This is a genomic window from Rhodococcus sp. ACPA4, assembly GCF_002300185.1.
Classification (GTDB): domain Bacteria; phylum Actinomycetota; class Actinomycetes; order Mycobacteriales; family Mycobacteriaceae; genus Rhodococcus_F; species Rhodococcus_F globerula.
Window position 1 is genome coordinate 1,197,014 of the sequence record NZ_NSDY01000001.1, and the last position, 26,544, is coordinate 1,223,557.

Below are 26,544 nucleotides of genomic sequence, written 5' to 3' on the forward strand. Positions count from 1 at the left end.
CTAGATGAGATGCTCTCGCAACGCTGCCGCTATGTATGCGGACGGCACTGCATCGATCATCTGGTTGTGTGCGCAGTCAACGGTGTCGGCTGCGATCGCACCGCCCACATATGCGCGCCACTCGTCGACACTATGACCGTTTTCACTAGATTGTCCGGCTATGAAAAATGCGATGTCGCCACCGAAATACGGCGGACGGTGAGCATTCACCAGTGCGACCGAGCGGGAATAGCCGTCGCTGATCCGGGCGAGGTGATCGGCCTCGATACCGGTGCCGGGCCCGAGTGTTCGCTCGAGGAGGTCGACAGCGTCGTCGAACGTCGCGACGTTTGTCTCCCCCGGCGGCAATCCGAGTCCTGCGACCAATTCGGCGACGGAGAGGTCGACAGGTTGGTCGTTGTCGGCGGATGGGTAGCTGTCGAGGATCGCAACTGTTGAGACGTCCGCGTGTCGCTTCTCGAGTTCGTGGGCCACAGCGTGGGCGATGACGCCGCCAAGTGACCACCCGACCAGATGGATGGGCCCGCTGGGTGCAAGTGATTGGACGCGGTCTGCATAGTTCTGCGCGAGTTCGGTGAGGGTGCTGAAGCTGGGTCCTCCGCTCAGGGACGGCAGTTGGAGGCCGTAGAGAGGGCGATCCGGGTCCACATGCGCAGCGAATCCTGCGTATCCCCAGGCCAATCCGATGCCGGGATGGATGAAGAACAGCGGAGGTTTGGTGCCACCTGCGCGCAGAGCGACAACCGGAGCGAGGAAGGCGGAAGTGTCGGCGGGTTGATTCGCCTGGTCTGCGGCTCGGGCAACGCCTGCGGGTGTGGGGTCGAGGAAAAGTGCTTGCAGGCGGACGCGTCGGCCGATTCGTTCGTCGAGTTCGGCAGTGATCCTCGTTGCGACGATGGAGTTGCCGCCGAGGTCGAAGAAGTTGTCGTCGATACCGACGCGGTCGACGCCGAGGACGGATGCAAAGACCTCGGTCACAACTTCCTCGGTGCGGGTTGTCGGCGGTGCATACGGCACGTTGCGGTTCTCGAAGTCGGGCGTCGGGAGTGCGCGGCGATCGAGTTTGCCGACGGGCGTCATCGGAATCTTGTCGACGACGATGATTGCCGCGGGGACCATGTGCGCGGGCAGTCTGGACGAGAGATGATGCCGCAGTTCGGCTTCCGCGATGGTATGTCCGTCGACGGGCTGCACGTACGCCGCGAGCATAGTGTCGCCGGACGGTGTTTCCTGGCCGAGGGTTGCGGCGAAGGACACGGACGGGTGTGACGTGAGAACGGAGTCGATCTCCCCCAGTTCTATGCGGAATCCGCGCACCTTGACTTGGAAGTCGCTTCGTCCCATGTATTCGAGGGCGTGATCGGCATTCCAGCGAACCAGATCGCCCGTGCGGTACATCCGTTGGCCTGGTTCGCCGTACGGGTCCGCGACAAAGCGGTCGGAAGTAAGTCCGGGGCGGCGGTGGTAGCCACGCGCGAGACCTGGGCCGGTGACGTAGAGCTCACCGATGACGCCGACGGGGACGGGCCGCAGGTGAGTGTCGAGTACCAGTCCGGCAAAACCGATGGCGGGGCGACCGATGTTGATGTTCTTCCCTGGCCGCATTGGCGTGCTGACGGCGGCTTGGATGGTGGATTCGGTGGGTCCGTAACCGTTGAACATCCGCCGGTCGCGTCCCCAGGTGTCGACGAGTTCGGTGGGGCACGCTTCGCCGCCGACTGCGAGTACCTGCAGCTCCGGTAGTGCCGAGCTTTCGATCGAGCTCAGCGCGGTAGGCGTGATGAAAGCATGCGAGACGTGTTCGCCCGAGAAGATCTCGGCAAGTTCGGATCCGCCGAATACGGCCGGCGGGATGATGACGAGGCACGCGGCGCTGCCGAACGCCATCATCAGTTCGAAGACCGACGCGTCGAAGCTCGGGGATGCGAGGTGCGCGATGCGCGAGGTGGTCTGCACGTTGAAGCGTTGGTGCTCTTCGGCGTTGAGGTTGGACAGGCCGAGGTGTGTGACGATGACGCCCTTCGGTTTTCCGGTCGATCCGGAGGTGTAGATGAGATACGCGGGGTGCCCGAGGCGCAGGGGCATGGTGCGCTCGGCATCGGTGAATCGGGCGGGACTCCGAGATGTGAGTTCGCGGGTGGTCTGTTCGGAGTCGACGACTATCCAGTCGATGTTCGGGGGCAGCTTCGCGTGCTGTGCTGCGACGGTCAATCCGAGGACCGCCTGAGAATCGTCGAGCATGTGGGTAATGCGCTCGTGCGGGTAGTTCGGGTCGACGGGCAGGTAGGCGGCGCCGGTCTTGGCGACGGCCCAGATCGCGACGACTTCCGAGGCCGATCGTGGCAGCGCGAGTGCAACGTAATCTTCCGGACCGATTCCCCGGGCGCGGAGCACTCGTGCCAGACGATTGGCTTCGGTGTCGAGTTCTCGGTAGGTCATGGTGCGTTCCTGGCTGGAGACTGCCGGTGCGTCGGGGTTCAGTGCGGCAGCGGTCTCGAGGATCTCGGGCCAGGTGCGCGGTCGGGTCGCGTCGGCGCCCAATGCGGGGACAAGTGATTCGGTCTCGTCGGCGCCGAGGATGTTGATGTCGGCGACGTGGATGTCGGTGCTGCCGACCACGGTGTCGAGGATCAGTTGGAGCCTCTGCGCCAACGCGTGAATGGTGTCGGGTTCGAAGAGGTCTACGGCAAAGATGAAGGCTGCGGACATTCCATCAGGTTGTCCGGCTGCGTCGAAGGATTCGTTGACGACCAGTTCGAGGTCTTCCTTTGCAGTCTTGGATTCTGTTCCGAGTGCTTCGACGGTGAGTCCAGGTAGTTCGAGCGCCACCGTCTCGTTGTTCTGCAGTTCGAGTGCGACTTGGAACAGTGGTGAGTACGACGTGGACCGGGTGGGATTGACAACGTCGACGAGCCGTTCGAATGGCAGATCCGAGTGATGGTAGGCGGCGAGATCGGTGTCGCGGATGCCGTCGAGTAGTTCGGTGAACGTCTGATCTTGGTTCACGGGGGTGCGCAAGACCAGTGTGTTGACGAACATTCCGACGAGGTTCTCGAGCTCGTCTTTTCCTCGTCCGGCGATGGGTGTGCCGATGCTGACTTCGTCAGCTCCGGAGAGTTTTGCCAGGAGCACGGCAAGCGCGCCGTGTAGTGCCATGAACATCGTGACGCCTTGTTCACGAGTCAGCGCGGTGAGTGCACGGTGGGTGTCCGCGTTGATCTGGAAGTCGAAGCGGTCACCGTGGAAAGTCTGTTGGAGCGGCCGGGGGTGGTCGGCTGGTAGCGCGATGACGTCGTCGAGCCCGGCGAGTTGTGCGTCCCAGTACGCGATTTGGCTGCTGATGATCGATTCGGGATCGGATTCGGAGCCGAGGACGTGTTGCTGCCACAGTGTGAAGTCGACGTACTGGACCGGTAGCGGCTCCCAGGCCGGTGCGATGCCGGCTGTTCGGGACAGGTAGGCGGTCATGACGTCGCGTGCGAGTGGAGCCATGGATGCCCCGTCCGCGCAGATGTGGTGGACCACAACGAACAGGACGTGTTCGGCCTCGTCGGTTGTGGTGTCGACCGTGAACAGCGTGACGCGCAGCGGAAGTTCGTTGGCTACGTCGAACCCTTCCTGAGCGAGCTCGCTGATGCGACTGAAGAGATCGTCGGGTCCGACCGTTGCCGTAGCGACTGCGGGTAGGGCGTCGGCGATGTCGAGCACCTTCTGGAACGGTTCGCCGTTCGCGGTCGGGAAGACGGTTCGTAGGCTTTCGTGGCGTCCGACGACGTCGACGATCGCGGCTTTCATGGCATTGGTATCGAGGTCACCGGTCAATCGCACGGCAAACGGAATGTTGTACGCGGCTGAGCTGGTGTCGAATTGATTGAGGAACCACATCCGCTTCTGGGCAAGCGAAAGCGGAATGTTGCCGGTCCGTTCGAACGGAACGAGTGGGACGTGGATGCTGGTCGACGGTCCCTCTTCCCGCTGCGAGGAGATCAGTACTGCCAGCTGCGAGGTGGTGGGTGATTCGAAGATCGTCCGCACGCCGAGGTCGAGTTCGAGGGCGGTATTCAGCCTGGATACCACGCGGGTGGCGATCAGCGAGTTGCCGCCGAGGTCGAAGAAGTTGTCGTTGACGCCAACTTTGTCCAGGTCGAGGATGTCGGCGAACACTGCTGCGATCTGCCGTTCGAGTGGTGTCCGGGCTGCCAGGAATTCCGTGGACGGCGCGGTGAAGTCCGGAGCGGGTAGTGCGCTGCGGTCGATCTTTCCCACGGCGTTGCGTGGTAGTTCGTCGACGATGGTGATGCTGGTCGGCACCATGTGGGTGGGCAGACGTCCGGACAGGTGCGCGACGACGGCGGCGGGGCTGAGGTCGGATCCTTCGGAAACGGTGAGGTACGACGCGAGGACGGTCGCTCCCCCTGGTCCTTCGACGCCGAGGGTGACGGAGTTGGTGACACCGTCGATGGACGTTATCTGGGTGTCGATTTCGCCGAGTTCGATGCGGAAGCCGCGGACTTTGATCTGGAAGTCGCTGCGACCGACGTATTCGATGGTGTGGTCGGCGCGCCAGCGCACGATGTCGCCGGTGCGGTACATCCGCTCCCCTGGCTTGCCGTAGGGGTTGGCCACAAACCGTTCGCTGGTCAACCCGGTGCGCTGGTGGTAGCCGCGGGCGAGACCGACGCCGGCGATGTACAGCTCGCCGTGCGCTCCGACAGGTACGGGTTGGAGACGGCTGTCGAGGACGATTTCGCTGACGCCTCGGATGGGGCCGCCGATGGTGATGGGCGCGCCGACGGTCATCGGTTCGCTGATGTCGGCCATGACGGTGGTTTCGGTAGGTCCGTACGCGTTGGCGAGCTCACGTCCAGGGGCCCATTGCGTGACGAGGTGTGGTGGGCAGACCTCTCCCCCGACAACAACGTGCCGGAATTCGTCGAGTCCTTCGGCGTTGACGGTGGCAAGGGCGGCCGTGGTGATGAAGGCGTGTGTGACGTGTTCGGTCTTGATGAGCTCGGCAAGTTCGCTGCCGCCGTAGATATCGGTGGGCACCAGCACCATCGTGGCCCCCACACCGAATGCCTGGAGGTATTCGAAGATCGCGCCGTCGAAGCTGGGCGTCGCGAAATGCAATGTGCGCGAAGTGTGGTCGGCATGGAAGCGTCGTTGTTGGTCGAGCGCGAAGCTGTCCAGGCCGGAATGGGTGACGACGACGCCTTTCGGTTTCCCGGTGGAACCCGAGGTGTAGACGATGTAGGCGGCGTTGTTCAGGTCGATTGCACCCAGTCGTTCGTCCTGGCTGATCGGGAGTGTGCAGGCGAGGGAGACGTCCCGGATGAAGGGTTCTTCGTCGAGGACGAGCCACGGCGCCGCGGGTGGGAGTGAGTCGACGGACTCGCTGACAGTGAGGCCGAGCAGGACGTTCGAATCGGTGAGCATGTGTTCGATGCGGTCGGCTGGGTAATTGGGGTCGACGGGAACAAAAACTGCTCCGGTTTTTGTGACGGCCCATACTGTGAGTACCGATTCGATCGAGCGGGCAATGCCGATCGCGACGGCGGTTTCGGGGCCGGCGCCGCGCTTGATGAGTTCGCGGGCCAACTGGTTGGATTTGCGGTCCAGTTCCAGGTAAGTGAGTGCGCGTTCGCCGGCCGAGAGTGCGATGTGTTCGGGGAACGTTGCGGCGGCGTCGGCAAATATCTCGGGGAGTGTTCGAGTGGATCGCCCGGGGGCGCCGAAGACGGGGACCAGGTCGCGGCTCTCGAATTCGGTGAGGATGTGCATCGAGGACAGTGGTTCGTCCGGCGTCGCCGCGATGCGTTCGATCGCGATGAGTATGCGTTCGGCGATGATCTCGGTGTCACGCTCGGTGAACTGGCTGGGCTGGTATTCCATCTTGATGTGGAGGGCTCGATCTTCGGAGGCGACCACTGCCAGGGGGTAGTGGGCGGAGTCACGTCCGTCGATTCCCAGGACATGCATGCCGGCGATATCGGTACCGGCGGACAGTCCGGCGCGATCGACCGGGTAGGACTCGAAGACCGTCAAGGTATCGAAGGAGGCCGCAGGGCCCACCGCTGCGGATATGTCGGTGAGTCCGACGTAGTGGTGATCGAGCATGTCAGCTTGCTCGCCCTGGATGCGAACGCACAACTCGGACAGTGATTCTCGTGCGTTCAGTTGAACGCGTACGGGCACCGTGTTGATGAAGAGGCCCACCATGGACTCGACGCCCGACACTTCGGGTGGGCGCCCGGAGACGGTTCCACCGAATACGATGTCGTCGCGGCCGAGCAACTCCCCCAGCACAATTCCCCACGCGGCCTGAACGACCGTTGCCATGGTCAGTCCGTGCGAGCGGACAAAGGTGCGGAGAACATCGGTGCGTTCGGGCGAGAGACTGACCGAGCACACCTCACTTGTCTGCTCGGGGTCGTCGGTGGACGCGCCCAACAGCGTTGGTGTGTCGATCCCCTGCAGAGCGCCTCGCCAGGCTTCGAGCGATGTGTTGCTGTTGCGGGTGGTCAGCCAGGCGAGATAGTCACGGTAGTGCGGTGCGCGGGGCAGGATCTCGGGGTCACCGTCGGTGGCGTACAGCGTGAGCAGGTCGCGCAGCACGAGGGGCGTCGACCATCCGTCGAGCAGGATGTGGTGGTTGGTGATGACAAGTCGGGCCGAGTCGTCACTGATGCGGACGAGCATGAACCTGATCAGCGGTGCTGTTTCCATATCGAAACGCTGCGAGCGGTCGGCCTCGAGGAGGCGTGTCCACTCCGCTTCGATCTCGGAAGGCCGGAGATGTGACAGGTCCGCATCCGTCCAGTCCGCCGTCACGTCGGATCGAATGATCTGCAACGCGCGCCCGCCGGGCGCTGCGATGAATCCGGCTCGCAGGCTGGGATGACGGTCGAGCAATGCCGCTGCGGCGCGTTGCATCCGCGCGTGATCGATGCGGCCGCCGAGTTCGAGAGTCAACTGCACCATGTACGGATCGATACCGGTGTCGTCGAACTGTGCGTGGAAAAGCAGCCCCGATTGCAGCGGCGAGAGGGACCAGACGTCCGTCAGATCGGGGAATCGTGTGGTCAGGTGTTCGATCGCAGGCTGATCGAGAGTGACGAGGTCGACGTCCGACGGGGTGAGTTGCCGGGTGTGCGTCTGCTCGACGTAGTTGCTGAGCGCGGTCAGGGCGCGGGTCCACAGTTCAGCGAGCTCCGACGCGTCGGTAGCGGTGAGGATTCCTCCCGGGAACGCCCAGGTGCTGCGCAGGACCAGACCGCTGCCGCTGTCCGTGGCCACGGTGTTGATGTCGAGCACCGACGCGGCCGGGAGTTGTCCGTTGTGTGGTTCGTCGAGGGTTACTCCCGGCACTGGCAACCACGGAACTTCCTCGCTGCCGGTCTCGGTACCACCGAGTCGTCCGAGGTAGTTGAACGAGATCTGCGGCGCCGGGAGTTCATGCAGTGATCGGGCGTCGTCGAGGTACTTGGCCATTCCGAACCCGATGCCGTTGTCCGGTACGGCGAGCAGCGTTTCCTTCACCGATTTCACTGCCGACGCGATGGCGTCGCCGCCGGAGAGAGCGTCGATGACGGAGATGCCGGCGAGGTCGAGTCGTACCGGGAAGATGGTGGTGAACCAGCCGACGGTTCGGGACAGGTCGGCTCCCGGTACAGCGGCTTCCTCACGTCCGTGGCCTTCGAGATTGATCAGGACATCGGTGCCGCGCTTGCCGTGCGAGTGACGCCACCCGGTCACGGCCAGCGCCAGTGCTGCGAGCAGGCCGTCGTTCACCGAGCCGCCGAACAGGTGCGGAACGGCGGTGAGAATGTTGTCGGTGACCGCGGAGTCGATGTCGACGGTGATCTTTTCCACGGTCGAACCGAGGTCGACGGCGGGGTCGAGTGCCCGGTTTCCCAGCAGTGCGTCGCGGCCGGCGGTGGCTTCCCAGCGAGTGAGTTCTGCGCGGCGCGCGGGTGCCTGTTCGGCGAGGCCGGTTGCCCACCGGCGCATCGACGTCCCACCGGCGGGCAGCGCGACCGGAGTGCGGGCTTCGGCGGCGGCATATGCGGTCGCAAGATCGGGAACGAGTAGACGCCACGACACACCGTCGACGGCGAGGTGGTGAATCACCAGGAGTAGCCGTCCACGGGCGCTGGCTCCGACGGGATCGAGCCACACCGCTGCGATCATCTTTCCGTTCTCGGGATCAAGACGACTCGACGCGTATGCCATTGCTTCTTCGGCGGTGCGGCGGAACTGCGGCCCCTGATCTGCACTGATCTCCAGGCGGTGCAGTACATCAGATGCGCGCACCGTTCCGGGTTCGGCGACGATCAGGCTGTGTGTGCCGGTGTCGAGGCGGCTTCGCAGCACATCGTGATGGTCGAGCAGGGATTGCAGGGCGTCATCGAGTGCACGGGCGATGGTGTGACGAGGCAGAGAGAGCAGCGCGCTCTGGCTGTAGCCGCGGATCAGTTCGAGATCGCCACCACTGCGTTCGAGGAGCCATGTCATGATCGGCGTGAGCGGCATTGTTCCGACTGCGCCGCCGGGTAGTTCCTCCAGTGCGGGTGCGGTTTCGACGGGTTCGCTGCGGACCACCTGCGCGAGTCCGGCCACGGTTTTTGCCTCGAACACGTCGCGCGGAGTGAAGGCCAGTCCGGCGTCCTTGGCCCGCGAGACCAATTGGATCGACATGATCGAATCGCCGCCGAGGCCGAAGAAGGAATCGTCGATGCCGACCGATGGTAGGCCGAGAACGTCGGCGAACAGATCGGCGAGCATGGATTCTGTTGTGGTGGAAGGGCTTCGGTTAGACGTCGGCCCCAGAGTGAGCACGGTGAAATCGGGGGCCGGGAGATGTCCCCGATCAAGTTTCCCGTTGACGGTCAGCGGAAGCTCGTCCAGGACCACTATCACCGTCGGCACCATGTACGACGCCAATTCGGCGGACACGGAGACGGTCACTGCCTCGGAATCGATGCTCGCTCCAGCTTCGGGCACAACGTATCCGACGATTCTCGAGCTGCCACTGTCGCTGCGCACGGTGGCAACGGATTGCGCGACGCCGGGGCAGCGGAGCATGGCGGCTTCGATCTCACCGAGTTCGATGCGGAAACCACGCACCTTCACCTGGAAATCGCTGCGTCCCACATACTCCAGCTGCCCCGCGTCGTTCCACTTCGCAAGGTCCCCACTTCGATACATTCGATCCCCCGAGCCACCGAAAGGGTCGGGTAGGAACCGCGTAGAGGTCAATGCGGGCTTGCCGAGATACCCGCGGGTGATCTGGTCACCGGATACATACATTTCTCCGACGACGCCGGGCGGTACCAGGCGTAGTCGCTGGTCCAGGACGTAGACGTTCATTCCCGGTAGTCCGCGGCCGATGATGCTGGCGGAGCCGCGATGCGCGTCGTCGCGGGTCAAGGCGATGCGACTGACATGGACGGTGGTCTCGGTGATGCCGTACATGTTGATCAGTGCAGGTGTTGTGGGTCTGCGGTCGAACCACTTTCGTAGTTGACCGAGGTCGAGTGCTTCTCCACCGAAAATGACGTAGCGCAGTGCGAGGTCTGGTTCGCCGGGTGCTGGGTGATGACCGCGGTCGGCTTCTGCGAGTTGGTAGAACGCGGTGGGTGTCTGGTTGAGGACGGTGACGCCTTCGCGGCGCAACAATTCGTCGAACATGTCGGGTGAGCGGGTTGTGTAGTAGTCGACCACAACGAGGCGGCCACCGTGCAGGAGCGGGCCCCACAGTTCCCAGACGGAGAAGTCGAAGGCGTAGGAGTGGAACATCGTCCACACGTCGGTGTGGTCGAAGCCGAATGTCGGGGACGCGTTGTCCATGAGGGTGAGGACGTTGCGGTGTGAGACGAGCACGCCCTTGGGCTGTCCGGTCGATCCGGAGGTGTAGATGATGTAGGCGATCGAGTCGCCGCGCAGTGGAGCCAGGCGGTCCGCGTCGGTGATCCGGGACGGCGCAAGATGCTCGAGACGCAGGTCTGTTTCCGGCGTCCCGAGTTCGATCACCGGGAGGCTGTAACCGTCCGTGAGGCCGTCGGGCAACATCCGCCGGAATTCGTCGGACGTGATCAGGGCGCCGGGTTGTGCGTCGGCGACGAGGAATCGGATGCGCTCTTCCGGGTAGGTGACGTCGATGGGCAGGTACGCGCCACCCGCTTTGATCACGGCAAGAAGCGCAACCACCAACTCGGTGGTGCGGGGCAGCGCGACGGCGACGACGGATTCCGGTCCTATCCCCTGGGCGATCAGCAGCCTGGCGAGTCGATTCGCGCGGCCGTCGAGTTCGCCATAAGTGAGTGACGTGGTGCCGTCACCGACCGCAGTGGCGTTGGGATGCGCCGCGACGCTCGCGTAGAAGCGATCTGCGATGGTGTCGTCTGCGGTGAGCGACGCATATCCTGCGGTGTTCCATTCGGTCAGCGCTGTGCGGCGCTCGGTGTCGTCGAGGATGTCGAGGTCGCCGAGCCTGGTTGTCGGCTCCTGTGCGGCGGCGGTGAGCAGTTCGACAAACCGGCGAGCATAAGTTTCCATGAGATCGGCGTCGAAAAGATCTGTGGCATAGATGAACTCGGCGTCGATGCCGTCGGGAGCGCCGTGTTCCCCGTACCGTTCCGTGACCGACAGTTGCAGATCGAATTTGGCGACAGGGAGTTCGATGTCCACTCCGGACACACTCAGTCCGGGAAGTTCGAGTGTCGGCACCACGTTGTTGCGGAATTCGAGGAGGATCTGGAACAGCGGAGTGTGCGATGTGGAGCGCTCAGGGTCCAGTGTGTCGACCAGACGCTCGAACGGTAGGTCACCGTGCTGGAACGCACCGAGGTCGATCTCGCGCACCTGATCGAGCAGGTCGGCGAAGGTGGAGTCGAGTGAGAGCGGTGTGCGCAGGACCAGGGTGTTCACGAACATGCCGATGAGGTGATCGAGTTCGGCTTCACCGCGTCCGGCGATGGGTGTTCCGATCACGATGTCGCTCTGGCCGGATAGTCGGGCAGCAAGTGCCGCGTAAGCGCTGTGCAGGACCATGAACATGGTGACGCCGCGCTGGCGGGCCACATCGGAGAGGAGTCGGTGGGTGCTCGCCGGAATCTCGAACGCCGCCACGGCGCCTTGCATCGACTGCTTTGCCGGACGGGGATGCGAGGAGGGCAGATTGATAGGGTCGGGCAGATCCGCCAGTTGGTGTGTCCAGTAGTCGAGTTGACGGGAGATCTCCGAGTCCGCGTCCTCCTCCGAACCGAGGTTCGCCTGCTGCCACAGCGTGAAGTCCGCGTACTGGACGGGTAGTTCGGCCCAGGTCGGCGCGCTGCCGGTGCTACGTGCGGCGTAGGCGGTGGCAACATCAAGCGCGAGGGGGCTCATGGAGAACCCGTCGGCGATGATGTGGTGAGCCACGACCACAAGAACGTGGCGATCCGGGGCGATCTCGAGCAGTGTGCTGCGAATCGGGACAGCGCGTGAGACGTCGAAGCCTGCTGATCCGAATTCGAGGATGCGGTTGATCAGATCCTGCTCGGCGACGGGTTCCGGTTCCAGATTCAGTGGAACGTCATCGACGGGGACGATGCGTTGCGTCGGTGTTCCGGCGGTGGCGGGGAACATCGTCCGCAAGCTTTCGTGGCGGTCAAGGACGTCGTCGAAAGCGCGGGTCAGCGCGTCGTGGTCGAGTTCTCCGGTCAGGGTGACGGCAAGTGGGATGTTGTATGCCGGTGAGCTGATGTCGAATTGGTTGAGGAACCACATGCGCTTCTGCGCGACGGATACCGGGATGGGTTCGGGGCGCTCGATCGGGGTGAGTGGCACTCGCGCGGTGAGGTCGCGGCCGGCGTTCTGGGCGGCGTGTGCCAGTGCCCGTACCGTCGGGGCGTCGAACAGGGTCCGGACGCCGATGTCGCAGCCCAGCGCGGCGTTCACCCGTGCGACGACGCGAGTCGCGGTGAGCGAGTTTCCGCCGGCGTCGAAGAAGTGTGTGTCGAGACCGATCGGTCCCGATTCGAGGACTTCGTCGAATGCTGCGGCAATCAGTCGTTCGAACTCGGTGGTCGGGGCCGTGAATTCTCCGCCCGCGGTGTCGAACTGCGGTTCAGGTAGGGCCGCCCGGTCGACTTTTCCGGTACCGGTCAGTGGGATGTCATGCAGGATAACAACACTGGCGGGGACCATATGCGGGGGCAGGTGCTGACGTGCGTGTGTGAGGACGTCGGCGACGGTCACCGCAGCATCGCTGTCGATCAGGACGTACGACGCGAGTGCCTGTTGATCGGCCGGTCCGTGAACGGCGAGGGTGACGGCAAATTCGACGCCAGGCAATGCGGCGAGGGCGGTGTCGATCTCTCCGAGTTCGATGCGGAAGCCGCGGATCTTGACCTGGAAGTCACTGCGGCCGAGGTATTCGACGGTACGGTCGGCGCGCCAGCGTACGACGTCGCCGGTGCGGTACATCCGCTCCCCCGGTTCCCCGTAGGGGTCGGCGACAAAGCGCTCGCCGGTCAGCCCGGCACGCTGGTGATAGCCGCGCGCCAGTCCGGCGCCGGCGATGTACAACTCACCGGGCACTCCAACGGACACCGGCTGGAGGCGTCGGTCGAGGACCAGTTCGCGCACGCCTCGGATCGGTCCACCCAGGACGACGGTGCCGTCGGCGGGTATCGGGTCGCTGATGTTGGCGCCGATGGTGGTTTCGGTGGGCCCGTACAGGTTGTGGAAGGAGCGCCCCGGTGCCCAGGTGTGCAGCAGTTCCGGTGGGCACGCTTCACCGCCGACGATCACGCACGTCAACGCGTCGATGCCGCTCGGATCCACTGAGGTGAGCATGGCCGGGGTGATGAATCCGTGGGTGACCGCCTCATCGCGCAGGACTGCGGCGAGTTCCTCGCCGCCGTACACGGTGGTCGGCGCGATCACCATGGTGGCACCGTTGGGGAACGCGAGGAGGTATTCGAGAACGGAGGCGTCGAAACTGGGCGAGGACAATGCCAAGGTGCGGGACTGCTCGTCTATCCCGAAACGCTCACGTTCCTCGTCGGCGAAGTTCTCGAGGCCGGAGTGCGTGACAAGTACGCCTTTGGGTTGTCCGGTCGATCCCGAGGTGTAGATGACGTACGCCGCGTTGCCCAAGCGCGTGGGGGTAACGCTGGGGCCCGATGCCAAGGTGGCCAGACGCGCTTGCGTTTCGGGTGAATCCAGTTCGATCCATCCGATAGCGGCGGGTAGGTCACCGGAGTGCTCGGTGGTGGTGATGCCGATGTGTGCAGCGGAGTCGGCGAGCATGAACTCGATTCGCTCACGTGGATAGCGCGGATCTACCGGAACAAAGGCGGCGCCGGCCTTCGTGATCGCCCACATCGCGACGACGGATTCGACGGACCTGCTGACGCCGATCGCGATCCGATCCTCAGCCGCGACACCATCGGCGATGAGCATCCGGGCAAGGCGATCGGATGCGTTGTCCAGTTCGCGGTAGGTGACCTGGCGCGTGCCGGCGGTCAGTGCGATCCGATCCGGAAAACGGGCCGCGGCGTCGGTGAACAGTTCGGCAAGAGTGCGATTCGACCCGCCCGGCGTCCCGTACGCCGGAACCAGTTCGCGCATTTCCTGCTCGGGCATCAGGGACAGGTGAGCCAGCGGCAAGTCGGGATGCGCGGCAATGAGTTCGAGGGTCCGCATCAACCGGTCGGCTACCGCGTCGACGTCCCGATCGGCGAGTGCACCCGGGAAGTACTCGAACTTGAGCTTGAACATGCCGCCGTCGGTGGACGCGATGACGGCCAACGGGTAGTGCGCGGCGTCCTGCGCGTCATGCACGTCCAGTACGTGCATTCCGGCGATGTCTATTCCGGCGGACAACCCGGTGCGATCGACCGGGTACGACTCGAAGACGGTCAATGTGTCGAACGTGGCTGCGCTGCCCACTGCGGCCGAGATGTCCGGTAGACCGACATGATGGTGGTCGAGCAGCGCAGTTTGCTCACTCTGCACGCGAATGCACAACTCGGCCAAAGACTCTCGTGCGTCGAGTCGCACCCGGATGGGAACGGTGTTGATGAACAACCCCATCATCGATTCGATACCGTGCACCTCGTGTGGACGCCCGGACACCGTGCCGCCGAAGATCACGTCGTCGCGGCCGAGCAACTCGCTCAACACGAGTCCCCAGCCCACCTGGATCAGTGATGCCATGGTCAGTCCGCGGGATCGAAGGAACCCGCGCAGGGCTTCGGTTCGCGCGACATCGAGTTCGAGGAAGGTGTCACGCGATGTAGTGGTCAGTTCTTCGGCCGTGTGGGCATGCGTGACCAAGGTCGGTTCGTCCATCCCGGCCAGGGCATGCGACCAGGCTGTCAAAGCCGACTCGGTGTCACGGTGTGAGAGCCATTCGAGATAGTCACGGTACGGATGGACGCGCGAGAGGGCACTTTGGTCGGAGTCCGTCGCGTACAGCGTCAGCAGATCCCGCAGCAGCAACGGCATGGACCAACCGTCGAGGAGGATGTGATGGTTGGTCAGAATGAGTCGGTAGGTTGTCTCCCCCGTACGTAGGAGCAGGAAACGCAGTAACGGCGCGGTGGCCATGTCGAACCCGCGGACGCGATCTGCTCGGAGCAGTTCGTAGAATTCCGTGTCCTGCTCGCTGGGCGGCAGCGGGGAGATGTCGATCTCGGTCCACGGCACAACCGCATTCGCGTGGACGATCTGCACGGAGTTGCCGGCCTCGTCGGTGACAAACGAGGTGCGGAGGTTGTCGTGCCGATCGAGCAGTGCTTGCGCGGAGCGATGGAGACGAGCAGGTTCGACGCTCTCGAGGTCGAGGGTCAACTGCACGGTGTACGCGTCGACGGTGTGTTCGGCGTACCGCGCGTGGAAGAGCAAGCCGGCTTGCAGGGGCGAGAGTGACCAGATGTCGGCCAGATCGGGAATCTGGTCCTCGAAGCGGTCGATAGCGCTCTGATCGAGGTCGACCAGCGGGAGATCCGACGGGGTGAACCCTCCGCGTTCGGAATTCTCGGCGTGAGCGGCCAGTGCGGTGAGCGCCGATACCCACAAGTCCGCGATCTCGCGGACATCGCCGTCTGACAGGACGCCGGACGGGTACGCCCACGTAGCCGACAACTGTGGTCGCCCGTCGATGTCGGTGGCGACGGCATTGACGTCCAGGACGGCCGCGAGCGGCATGTCGGATCCCCGCGCGGATGCTTCCAGATCGACGTCCGAGGCCAACGCCCAGTCGCCGTCGTGAGAAGATTCGGAGCCGCCGAATCGGCCCAGGTAGTTGAAGGAAATCTGAGGCGAGTCCGGTCCCGACAGTTGTTGCTGCCCGACATCGTCGAGATAGCGGAGCAGTCCGTATCCGATGCCGCTGTCGGGAATTGCGTGAAGAAGTTCCTTGACCGATTTGAGAAGCGGTCCGGCATTTTCCTGCCCGGACAGCAGTGCGGCGGTATCGACTGCCGATAGATCCACCCGCACCGGGAACACGGTCGTGAACCAGCCGAGCGTGTGCAGAACATCGGCACCGGGGACGACGTGCGCCTCGCGACCGTGTCCCTCCAACGAGACCAGCACGTCGTCGGCCCGAACTCCGCGAGACGATCGCCACTGCGTCACCGCCAGCGCCAGCGCAGCGAGCAGTCCGTCGTTGACCGAGCCCGAATACAGCGCGGGCAAGGCGGTCAGTACGGTCTCGGACACGTCCACCGGAACCTCGACGGCTACGCGCGCCAACGCCCGGCCGGTATCGAGGTGCGGGTCCAGCGGCCGCGAACCGATTTGCGGGTCCGCTCCGGCCAGCATGGAACGCCACAGGTCTATCTCGCTGCGACGGGTCGGGGCGATCTCCGCGAGGGCGGTTGCCCACCGCCGCAGGGACGTCTCACCGGGGGTCGACGTCGAGGCGGGGGTGAGTCCGGCGTCGAGTTGATGGAAGGCTGCCGCGAGTTCGGGTACCAGTACCCGCCAGGAGACACCGTCCACTGCAAGATGGTGAATGACCAGGAGCAAGCGTCCGGCGCCGGTGGGGCCGGACAACCAGGTGACCTTGATCATCGACGCGTTTCGTGGATCCAACGCGTCGCGGGCGTCGTCGAGGGCGGTGACGATCGCCTCGTCGAACTCCGACGTTCCCGGTTCGGCGTCCACCTGAACGCGTCGGCACACGTGGGCCGCGTCGATGCTCCCGATCTCGCCGACGACCAGCGCCCGGTGCGGTTGCAGTTCGAGTCGAGCGCGCAGCGTTCCGTAGCGGTCGAGAACGACTTGTACTGCGGCAGTGAGCTGTTCGATGCCATGCAGAGCAGTGGGGGCGTTGAGCAGAGTGGACTGCGAGAACGAGTCCAGTCCTGCCGTGTTCTCGGCAAATCGATCGAGCCACCAGTGCGCAACCGGCAGGAGCGGCATCGAACCCACTCCCCCTCCCGGCAGTTCCTCCAGCACGAGCGGTGCGGCGTCTTCGGCGAGCTCGATCACTGCCGCAAGTGCGGCGACGGTCTTGGCTTCGAACACCTCACGCGGCGAGAACACGATGCCGCTCGTGCGAGCGCGAGCCACCAGTTGGATCGACATGATCGAATCGCCGCCGAGTGAGAAGAACGAATCGTCCACGCCTACCGAATCCAGCCCGAGAACGTCGGCGAACAATGCGGCGAGAGCCGTCTCGAGTTCGGTTTCCGCTGCTCGCGAATGCGTTCGGGCGGCAGCGAAGTCCGGGACCGGGAGTGCGCGGCGATCAAGCTTTCCGTTGGACGTGCGCGGCAATTCGTCCAGGACGACAACCGTCGACGGCACCATGTGCGGGGCCAGTTGGGTGCTGACCACCGCGATCACGTCATCCGGACTCAGAAGCGAGACGTCGGTATCCGAGGCAACGACATATCCGACGATCCGTGCCGGTCCGCCGTCACGCTCGACCGTGGTCGCGACAGCTTGAGCCACACCAGGGCACCCTGTGAGTGCCGTTTCGATCTCGCCGAGTTCGATGCGGAAGCCGCGGATCTTGACCTGGAAGTCGCTGCGACCGAGGTACTCGAGTTCGCCCTCACCGTTCCAGCGGACCAGGTCACCGGTCCGGTACATCCGGCTGCCTGGAGCTCCGGCGGGATCGGCGACAAAGCGTTCGGCTGTGACGGCGGTTCGGTTCCGGTACCCGCGGGCCACACCGTCGCCGTTGACGTACAGCTCGCCGGCCACACCGATCGGCACGGGGTGTAGTCGCGCGTCGAGGACGGATGCGGTGATCCCGAGCGACGGCCGTCCGATACTGACGCGCCGCGACGGCGTCAGCGGTTCGGTGATACTCGCGACGACGGTCGATTCGGTCGGCCCGTAGGCGTTGATCATGATCCGCCCCGGGCGCGCCCAGGCAGCTACCAGTTCGGGCGGGCAGACGTCGCCGCCGGTCCCGACAGCCTCGAGTTCGCCCAGGACACTTCCGTCGACGGTTGCCAGAGCGGCGGGTGTGATGAACGCGTGAGTGACGTGCTCGTCGCGCAGCAGAGCCGTGAGTTCGTCGCCGCCCAGGATCGAGGGCGGTGCGATCACCATCGTTGCGCCCGCGGACACCGCGAGCAGCAGTTCGAGGATCGAGGCGTCGAAGCTGGGCGAGCTGAAATGCAGAGTCCGCGAGTGTGCATCGACCCCGAATGTGATGCGTTCCTGCTCGGCGAGTGCTGCCAGGCCACGGTGGGTGACCATGACGCCCTTGGGCAGTCCGGTCGAGCCGGACGTGTAGATGACGTAGGCAACGTGGTCGAGGGATCGGGGCGCGCGGAGTTCGGAATCGCGGATCGGTTCGTCCGATGCGGCAGCGCATTCTGCGCGGACCTCCATCGTGTCGAGAACAACCGTGCTCACGTCCTCCGGAATGGTGTGTGTGTCGGTTGTGGTGGTCACGACTACACACGCGCCGGAATCGGTGATCATATGCTTGATCCGGTCTGCCGGATACGACGGGTCGACGGGAACAAACGCTGCACCGGTTCGAGCGACCGCCCAGATCGCGAGCACGGACGTCGCCGATCGCGGCAAGGCAAGTGCCACGACGCTCTCCGGTCCTGCTCCGTGCGAGATCAGCACTCGTGCAAGTTGATTGGCGTGCCGATCGGCAGCTTCGTAGGCGATCTCGATTCCCTCGAAGGCCAGAGCGATCGAATCGCTACGGTAGTTCGCCGAGATCAAGTCCGGCAGAAGCGCAGGTTCGGGAAGTGCTCGCGTGTCGGCGGCGCGCACCTCGGCGCTACCGAGCAAGTCGATGTCGCCAACGGGCGCATGTGGATCCCGGGTGACGGCGTCGGTGATTCGGAGCAGGTACTCGGAAAAGCGCTCGATGGTGGCGCTGTCGAACAATGCGCTCGCGTAGGTGAATCCGGCCTCGATCCCCGCCGGTTCGCCGTGCTCGTCGAACTTCTCGGCGAGCGTCAACTGAAGATCGAAGTTGGACACCACTGTTTCGAGGTCGAGAATGTCCACGTCCAGGCCGTCGAGAGTCAATGTCGGCCGCTCGGTGTTCTTGAACTCGAGCATCGCCTGGAACAGTGGAGAGTGCGACGTCGACCGCTGCGGCGCCAGGGCATCCACGACGCGCTCGAACGGAATGTCCGCGTTGTCGAAGGCGTCCAGGTCGACACTGCGGACCTGCTCGAGAGCGTCGGCAAAGGAACGAGCGGGGTCGAACCCGGTGCGCAGGACCAGTGTTCCCACGAACATGCCGACCATCGGGTCGAGCAGCGCGTTACCTCGGCCGGCAATGGGTGAACCGATCGCGATGTCGTCCATCCCGGACAGTCGTCCCAGCAGCAACGCATATGCCGCGTGCATCGCCATGAAGAGACTGCTGCGAGAATTCTGCGCGGTGGCAAGCAACCGTCGATGCACGTCCGCGTCGATCTCGAACCGTACAACGGCGCCGGACAGATCCTGAACGCGCGGACGGGGTCGATCCGTCGGTAGTTGCAGTACTTCGGGGAGCCCTTCGAGTCGGTGTGTCCAGTAGTCGAGCTGGCGGGACAGTTCGCTTCCACTCTCGGTGACGTCGCCGAGAACGCTCTGCTGCCACAACGCAACATCTGCGTACTGGATCGGCAGCGGTGCCCAATTCGGTATGAAGCCGCGAGTGCGCGCGGAATACGCGGTCATCACGTCGATTGCCAGCGGCGCCATCGAGAAACCGTCCGCGCAGATGTGGTGCACCACCACGACGAGGACATGTTCGTCAGTCGATACCCCGATCAGTTCCGCTCGGATCGGCGGTGCGGCCGTGACGTCGAATCCTGCCGTGGCCACCTCGTTGATCCGGCTGCGGAGTTCTTCCGGCGCGCAGCGGTGCAGTGGCAGCGACGGCAACGCATCAGCTGCCGGAACGACGACCTGAGCGGGAACACCGTCCACCATCGGGAACGACGTGCGCAGCGATTCGTGCCGCTCGAGTACGTCGCCGAGTGCATTCTGCAGGGCACCGTGATCGAGGTCGCCGCGCATCCGGATCGCGATGGCCACGTTGTACGCCGACGAGCTGATGTCGAACTGGTTGACGAACCACATTCGCTTCTGGGCCAGCGACAACGGGATTCGGTCCGGACGCGCCTGCGGTTCCAGTGGAAGCGTTGTCGCTGCGCGCGCCGCGCTCTCGCAGTTCGTTGCCAAGCCTTCGACTGTCGGCTCGTCGAAGATACTGCGAATTGACAGGCTCACCCCCAGCGCGTCGTTGATACGGGCAATCGCGCGGGCCGCGATGAGGCTGTTGCCGCCGATGTCGAAGAAGTTGTCGTCGACGCTGATCTCGTCGGTACCGAGAAGATCAGCGAGGATGTCTGCGATGGTCTGCTCGAGCGGCGTCCGTGGTGCGACATATGCACGCGTGCTCGTAAAGGTGGGATCCGGCAACGCCGTTCGATCGAGTTTTCCGGTGGAACCGAGCGGAAAAGCGTCCATCGTGATGATCGACGACGGCACCATGTACGCCGGAAGTTCGTCCCGAAGCACCTGCCGAATCCGATCCGGGTCGAGAGCAGCCCCCTTGTCGCCGATCGCGTATCCGACTAGAGAATCGCCGAGCGCGTCGTCGTGATGAACACGGGCAGCTGCCTGCGCTACCCCCGGGGTGCGCAGTATCGCCGATTCGATCTCCGGCAACTCGATCCGCAGACCACGAATCTTGACCTGGAAATCTTTTCGGCCGATGTAGTCGAGTTGACCGTCCACCCGCCACCGCACGATGTCGCCTGTGCGATACATGCGGGCGGCCCCGGTTCGGCTGTACGGATCGGCTACAAAACGGTCGGCGGTGAGCTCACTTCTGCCGAAATAGCCGCGCGCCAACTGGACGCCGGCGAGGTACAACTCGCCGTGAACGCCGACCGGAACCGGATGCAGGCGCGAGTCGAGCACGTAGACCTGGGTATTCCAGACCGGTGCGCCGATCGGAACCGACGCTCCCGGGCCCGGCAGGTATTCGGACGCGGTGACGTCCACAGCTGCCTCTGTGGGGCCGTACAGATTGTGCAGGGCGCCGTCACTCACGCGGGTCAGGGCCATCGCCGTGGCCGGAGGCAGTGCTTCGCCGCTACTGAACACGTGGCGCAGAGTTGCGCAGTCGCCGCGCGACGCGACGGCAACAAACTCGGCGAGCATGGACGGAACGAAGTGGGCCACGGTGACCCGCGATTCGGCGATCAACGTCGAGAGATAGGTCGGGTCGCGGTGACCGTCCGGCGCCGCGATCACCAACTCCGCACCGGTCTGCAGGGGCCAGAACAGTTCCCAGACCGAGACGTCGAAAGTGATCGGCGTTTTCTGCACCACGACATCCGACGGTTCGAGCGGGTAGGCGCCTTGCATCCACTTCAGCCGGTTGACTATCGAACGATGCGATACCGCAACACCTTTCGGGCGACCGGTGGAGCCGGACGTGAAGAGGACGTAAGCGATGTTGTCCGGGTGGAGCGGAGCAATCCGGTCGGCGTCGGTAACCGGAGGGGTCGGCGAAGCCTCGAGGTCGACATCGAGGACGTCTATATCCGTCGGGAGGTGCCCGTGATGTCCATTGCTTCCGAGGACACACACCGGTGATGCCACGGACAACACGTACCGGATTCGTTCCTCGGGATGGTCCGGATCCACCGGGACGTATGCGCCGCCGCTGCGGATCACCGCATGGATCGCCACCAACAGTTCCAGCGAGCGCGGCAGCGCCACCGCCACGCGCTGATCAGGCCCGACGCCGCGGGCGATCAACGTCCGAGCCAGTGAGTTCACCTGATTGTCGAACTGTTCGTAGGTCAGAGCGGCGTCATCGAAGCGCAGAGCGACGGCTTGGGGACTCCGCTCGGCCTGGGCGCGTGTCAGATCGTCCAGGGTCAGTGCCTCGAGCGGTCGCGACGTCGCGTTCCACCGCTCGAGGACCAACGTGCGCTCGCCTACTGCGCACAGGTCGATGTCTCCGACGACGGAATCCGGCTTCTGAGTCGCTGTGTCGAGAAGAGAGACAAACCGATCTGCCAATCCGGACATGGTGTCGGAGTCGAACAGATCACTTGCGTAGTTCAATCTCCCCTCCAGGTGATCACCGCGCTCGGTGACAATGACCTGGAGATCGAATTTTGCTGCGCCGGTGTCTAATTCGTCCACCGAGACGGTCAGGGACGGCAGAGCAACCTCGGTGGGCGTTGCACCCTCCATGACAAGCATGACCTGGAACAGCGGCGAGTCACCGCTCAGAGCGTCCACCAGCACGTCGTAGGGAACGTCGCTGTGCCGCAGTGCTGCCACATCGGTGGCGCGCGTGCGGGATACGACGGTTTCGAAACTCGCGGCCCCGTCAATGACGGTGCGCAGGGCCAACGTGTTGACGAACATGCCGACGACGTCGTCGAGCGCACGCTCACTTCGCCCGGCTACGGGTGTGCCGATGACGATGTCGTTCCCGCCGCACTCCCGAGCGAGGAGGACCGCCAACGCTGCATGCACCACCATGAACACGCTGGCATCGTGCTCGGCAGCGATGGCCGCAACACGGCGATAGGTCGGTGCATCGACCGTGAAGTTCACGTCGTGGGCTCGCAGGAATCCACGCGCCGGGCGCGGATGATCCATCGGAAGTTCCGGAAGGTCGTCGCGGGCAGCGAGTTCCCCGCGCCAGAAATTCAACTGCGAGCCGAGTATCGAATCGGGTGTTGCCGCATCACCGACCACACGGCGTTGCCACTCGCTGAAATCGCCGTACTGCACCTCGAGCGGCAACCACGCCGGAACCCGTCCGGACTCCCGGGCCGAATACGCCACCATGACGTCGCGGGCCAACGGTGTCATCGACAGACCGTCGGCGGCGATGTGGTGCACCACCAGGACCAGCACGTGGTCGTGTTCGGAGGCTTCGAGCAACACTGCACGCACCGGGGGCGCCGACGTGACGTCGAACCCCAGCCGCGCCAGCTCTTCGGCTCGGGCACGCATCGCGCCGGCGGAAGTCGTCTCGACTGTCAGTTCCGGATTCACATCGGCGACGTCGAGCACCTTCTGCACCGGACCCCACGCGGTGGCCGGGAACACCGTGCGTAGGGACTCGTGGCGGATCAGGACATCCCGCAGGGCTGTCGACAATGCCGCCACGTTCAGGGGGCCCGTCAAGTGGACGGCGATCGGAATGTTGTACGCCGGCGACGCCGGGTCGAGTTGGTTGATCAGCCACATGCGCTGCTGCGCCAGTGACGCCGGAATCGGTTCGGGACGCTCGATCCTCGTCAACGGCGGGAGGAGAGTCTCACGTGAATCCGAGGAATCCGCGCGCGCAGCCAATCCGGACACGGTCGGCGCCTCGAACAGATCGAGCACGCTCAGGGACGTGCCGAGCGCACCGTTCACCCGCGCCACCACACGCGTGGCAATCAGCGAGTCGCCGCCGAGGTCGAAGAAGCTGTCATTCGTGCCGGCGCGGGCGATGCCGAGAAGATCGCAGTACACAGCCGAGACGCGCTTTTCGGTAGAGCTTTCCGGTGCGCGGTACTCGCCGATCCCCGACGCCTCGTCGATTCCCGGCAAGGCGTTGCGGTCGATCTTCCCGGCGGGTGTCAGGGGAATCGCGTCCAGCACCACGATGCGTGAGGGCACCATGTGCGGTGCAAGCGATGCCGCAGCATGCGCCGTCACCTCCGGCACCTCGATACGCATCCCCGGCGCTGCCGTGACGTACGACGCCAGCATCGTCTGTCCGCTGCTGCCGCTCACCCCGACAGTCACCACGTCGTCGAGGCTCGAATGCTGACGCAGCACTTCGTCGATCTCACCGAGTTCGATCCGGAATCCGCGGACTTTGATCTGGAAGTCACTGCGGCCGAGGTATTCCAACTCACCGTCGGCAGTCCAACGAACCAGATCACCCGTCCGGTACATCCGCTCGCCGGCTTCCCCGTTCGGGGCAGCGACAAAACGCTGAGCCGTCGTGGCGCCCTGTCCGTGGTAGCCGCGGGCCAGGCCGACACCACTGACGTACAGCTCACCGGCTACCCCGATCGGCACGGGGTGCAACCGTGCGTCGAGCACCATCGCCGACGCTCCCCGCACGGGTTGACCGATCGTGACCGGAACGTCGCTGCGCAGCGGACCGGCCATGGTGGCGACAACAGTCGTCTCGGTCGGTCCGTACGCGTTGAACATCAACCGGTGCCCGGACCATTGCTCGACAAGCGACGACGAGCACGCGTCACCGCCCGTGGCGATCACACGCAGCAGGGGCAGGTGGTCCGGATCAACAGTCGCGAGGGCAGCCGGGGTGATGAATGCGTGCGTCACTTTGCCCGCGCGCAGGACCTCCGCCAGTTCTTCACCGCCGTAGACCGTGGGCGGTGCGATCACCATCGTCGCCGCGGCTCCGAACGCAAGCAGGAGTTCGAGAACGGACGCGTCGAAACTGGGGGAAGAAAAGTGCAGGGTCCGTGCGTCGGGGCTGGTACCGAAACGGATTCGTAGTTCCTCGGCAAAACTGCTCACACCGCGATGCGTGACCACAACGCCCTTGGGTACGCCGGTCGAACCCGAGGTGTAGATCAGATAGGCCGGATCGTCGAGTCGCAGCGGCCTCAGCAGATCTGCGTCGGTGATAGCTGCGCTCGAACGGTGCTCCAGGTCGCCGAGCACCAGCCAGTCGACAGTGTCCCCCAATCCGCCCCGGACATCACTGGTGCAGATCCCGAGTGTCGCCCCGGAGTCGGTCAGCATGTGCGTGATCCGGTCGGACGGATAGTGCGGGTCGACGGGAAGGAATGCGCCGCCGGCCTTCGCCACAGCCCAGGTAGCGATCACCGATTCTCGTGAACGTGCCAGCGCGAGCGCAACATACGTCCCCGGGCCGACTCCGCGCGCAATCAACTCTCGCGCCAACACATTCGACTGGGCGTCGAGGTCTCGGTACGTCAGTGCCTGATCGCCCACGACTACCGCGTCGGCGTCCGGATTCACTTGTGCGGCGGTGCACAGAATGTGCGCGAGAGTGCGAGGGGACGCCGCTGCGGGACCGGGAACTGCGCGGAGCGATTCCCCTTCGGCCTCGTCGAGTATCGGCAGATCACCCACTGCCATGCCGGGAGATTCCAGCGCCCGGCCCAATGCCCGCAGCACTCGCGTGAGCACCTGCTGCGCGGAGCGCTCGTCGAGCACATCCTGGTCGTAGGCGGCGTCCAACGTCAACGTTCCCGCGTCGTCGACCACACCGATGGAAAGGTCTGCGCCCTCGATTGTGCGGTTGGTAGGACCGTCGGTCAGGACGACATGCAGTCCGGCGGTGTCCACTACGCCCTGGCTGTAGTCGCGGACCGTAACATCATGGTCTGCAACATCATTCAACACATCGGCGCACGAATGCGCTTGATCGACTGCGCTGCGGAGCGGCACTACGGGTGCGCCCGGCGCAAATCGAGCACCGATCACGATGTCGTCGGTGTTTGTCAGCCGAGACAGCACGATGGCCAGGGCGCCGTGAACCAGACTGAACACGTCTGTGCCCGCTGCCCGCATGCGCTGGTGCAACTCGGGTGCGATCGGGGTGCGCAGAGTTCCGATCTCCTCGCGGTGATCCGAGGTGCGTGGACGATCAAGCACCACCGACGCGCCTTCGGGGGCGTCCGTCATCTCCCTGGCCCAGAACTGCTCGAGCTCACGAGCCCGCGCGCGCTCCCTACCGATCTCAGCCGTCCTGCGATGTACGTGATCCAGCGGTGTGCCGGGACCAACCGCGATCAACTCACGAATCAACTCCGCAAAATCTGCGTGGTGCTCTTCGAGTTCGGTGCGCTCGTAACGATCCGGATTGGCGCGGAACTCGATCAGCGTCTTGACGGGACTACCGCTCTGATAGATGTTGACCAGCAGGTCTTCCACCGGACCCGACGTCACGATGTGGTACTCGCCAACCATCGGGCCCAAGGTGATTTCCTGACGGAAGAGCATCACGTTCATCATCGGCCCGGACAGTCGCTGATCCTCCATCGACAGTCCGGCATCCCGGCGAATGTCTTCGAGGCTGCACCGCTGATGCCGAAGCGCGCCGAGTAGCTCGAGCTGCACCCGCCCCACCAAATCATCGACAGTGTCACCCGGGAGCACCTCGATATGCAGCGGAGCCACGTTGACCAACATGCCGCCCGAGCGCTGCAACGGCGCTGTGGTGCGAGCCGAGACCGGCAAATTGATCAACACGTCCCGATAACCGGTACGACGCGATAGGTAGCAGGCCAACGCCGAAATCAGCACAGCAGCCGGCGTTGCACCCGAACGTGCACTCCACTCGTCCAGAGCTGCGACGGACGTTTCCGACAGCGAATCCGTCACAATCCGAGAATGCGCGCGAGGTGGTGCTTCCCGGCCCGCGAGTGTCGATCCGTGATCCACGCCCGCGATGCGCTCGGCCCAGTACTGCCGATCAGCATCGAATCGACTCGACGCCCGATACGCCTGGTCCAACTCCGACAGCTTCACCACATCGAGCGCCTTGTTGGGCGCGGGCTCACGCCCCTCGAGTTCCGAGGTGTAGAGCGCCGCTATGCGGTTGACGATGGTCATGCCGCTGTATCCGTCGAGCGCTACGTGGTGAATTCGCGTGTACCACAGGTAATCTCGATCCCCCGTTTGTAGGATCGTCATTTCGACCAGACGGTCTCGCGTCAAATCGAGCGGTGTTGCGTGATCGTTGTCCATCCACTCCGCAGCAGCTTCGCGCGGATCGTCACATTCTCGAAAGTCGAAGTAGTCGATCTCCGCGCCGATTGTGGGGTCGACGATCTGGCACGGCTCGCCATCCGGGTACATCAACCGCAGGAACGGTGATTCGAACTCGTGCGCCGCCGCCACCGCAGACCGCGACAACAAGTCGATGTCCAGGTCGCCGTGTATCTCGATGTACTGCGCGATGAAATACGGAACCGCCGGGTGTAACTGCTGCGCAAACCACATGCTCCGCTGCACCGCGGACAACGGAAACGCCCCGGCAGGCAGAGTTCGCGACTGCTCATCCCGATTGTCGGTACCCATCACAACCAC

Annotated in this window: 1 protein-coding gene; it reads right to left on the bottom strand. The window is 64.2% G+C overall.

Features of this window, described 5'->3' with window-relative positions; translation table 11 throughout:
- A complete protein-coding gene (locus tag CJ178_RS05550; RefSeq protein ID WP_095887847.1) occupies window positions 1-26,535 on the bottom strand; it encodes a non-ribosomal peptide synthetase in 26,535 nt (8,844 codons plus the stop codon).
- Window positions 26,536-26,544: the final 9 nt, after the last annotated feature.

Excerpts from the sequence above, each read along its gene's own strand:
- CJ178_RS05550 (WP_095887847.1), bottom strand. The coding sequence starts at position 26,535 with ATGGGTACCGACAATCGGGATGAGCAGTCGCGAACTCTGCCTGCCGGG.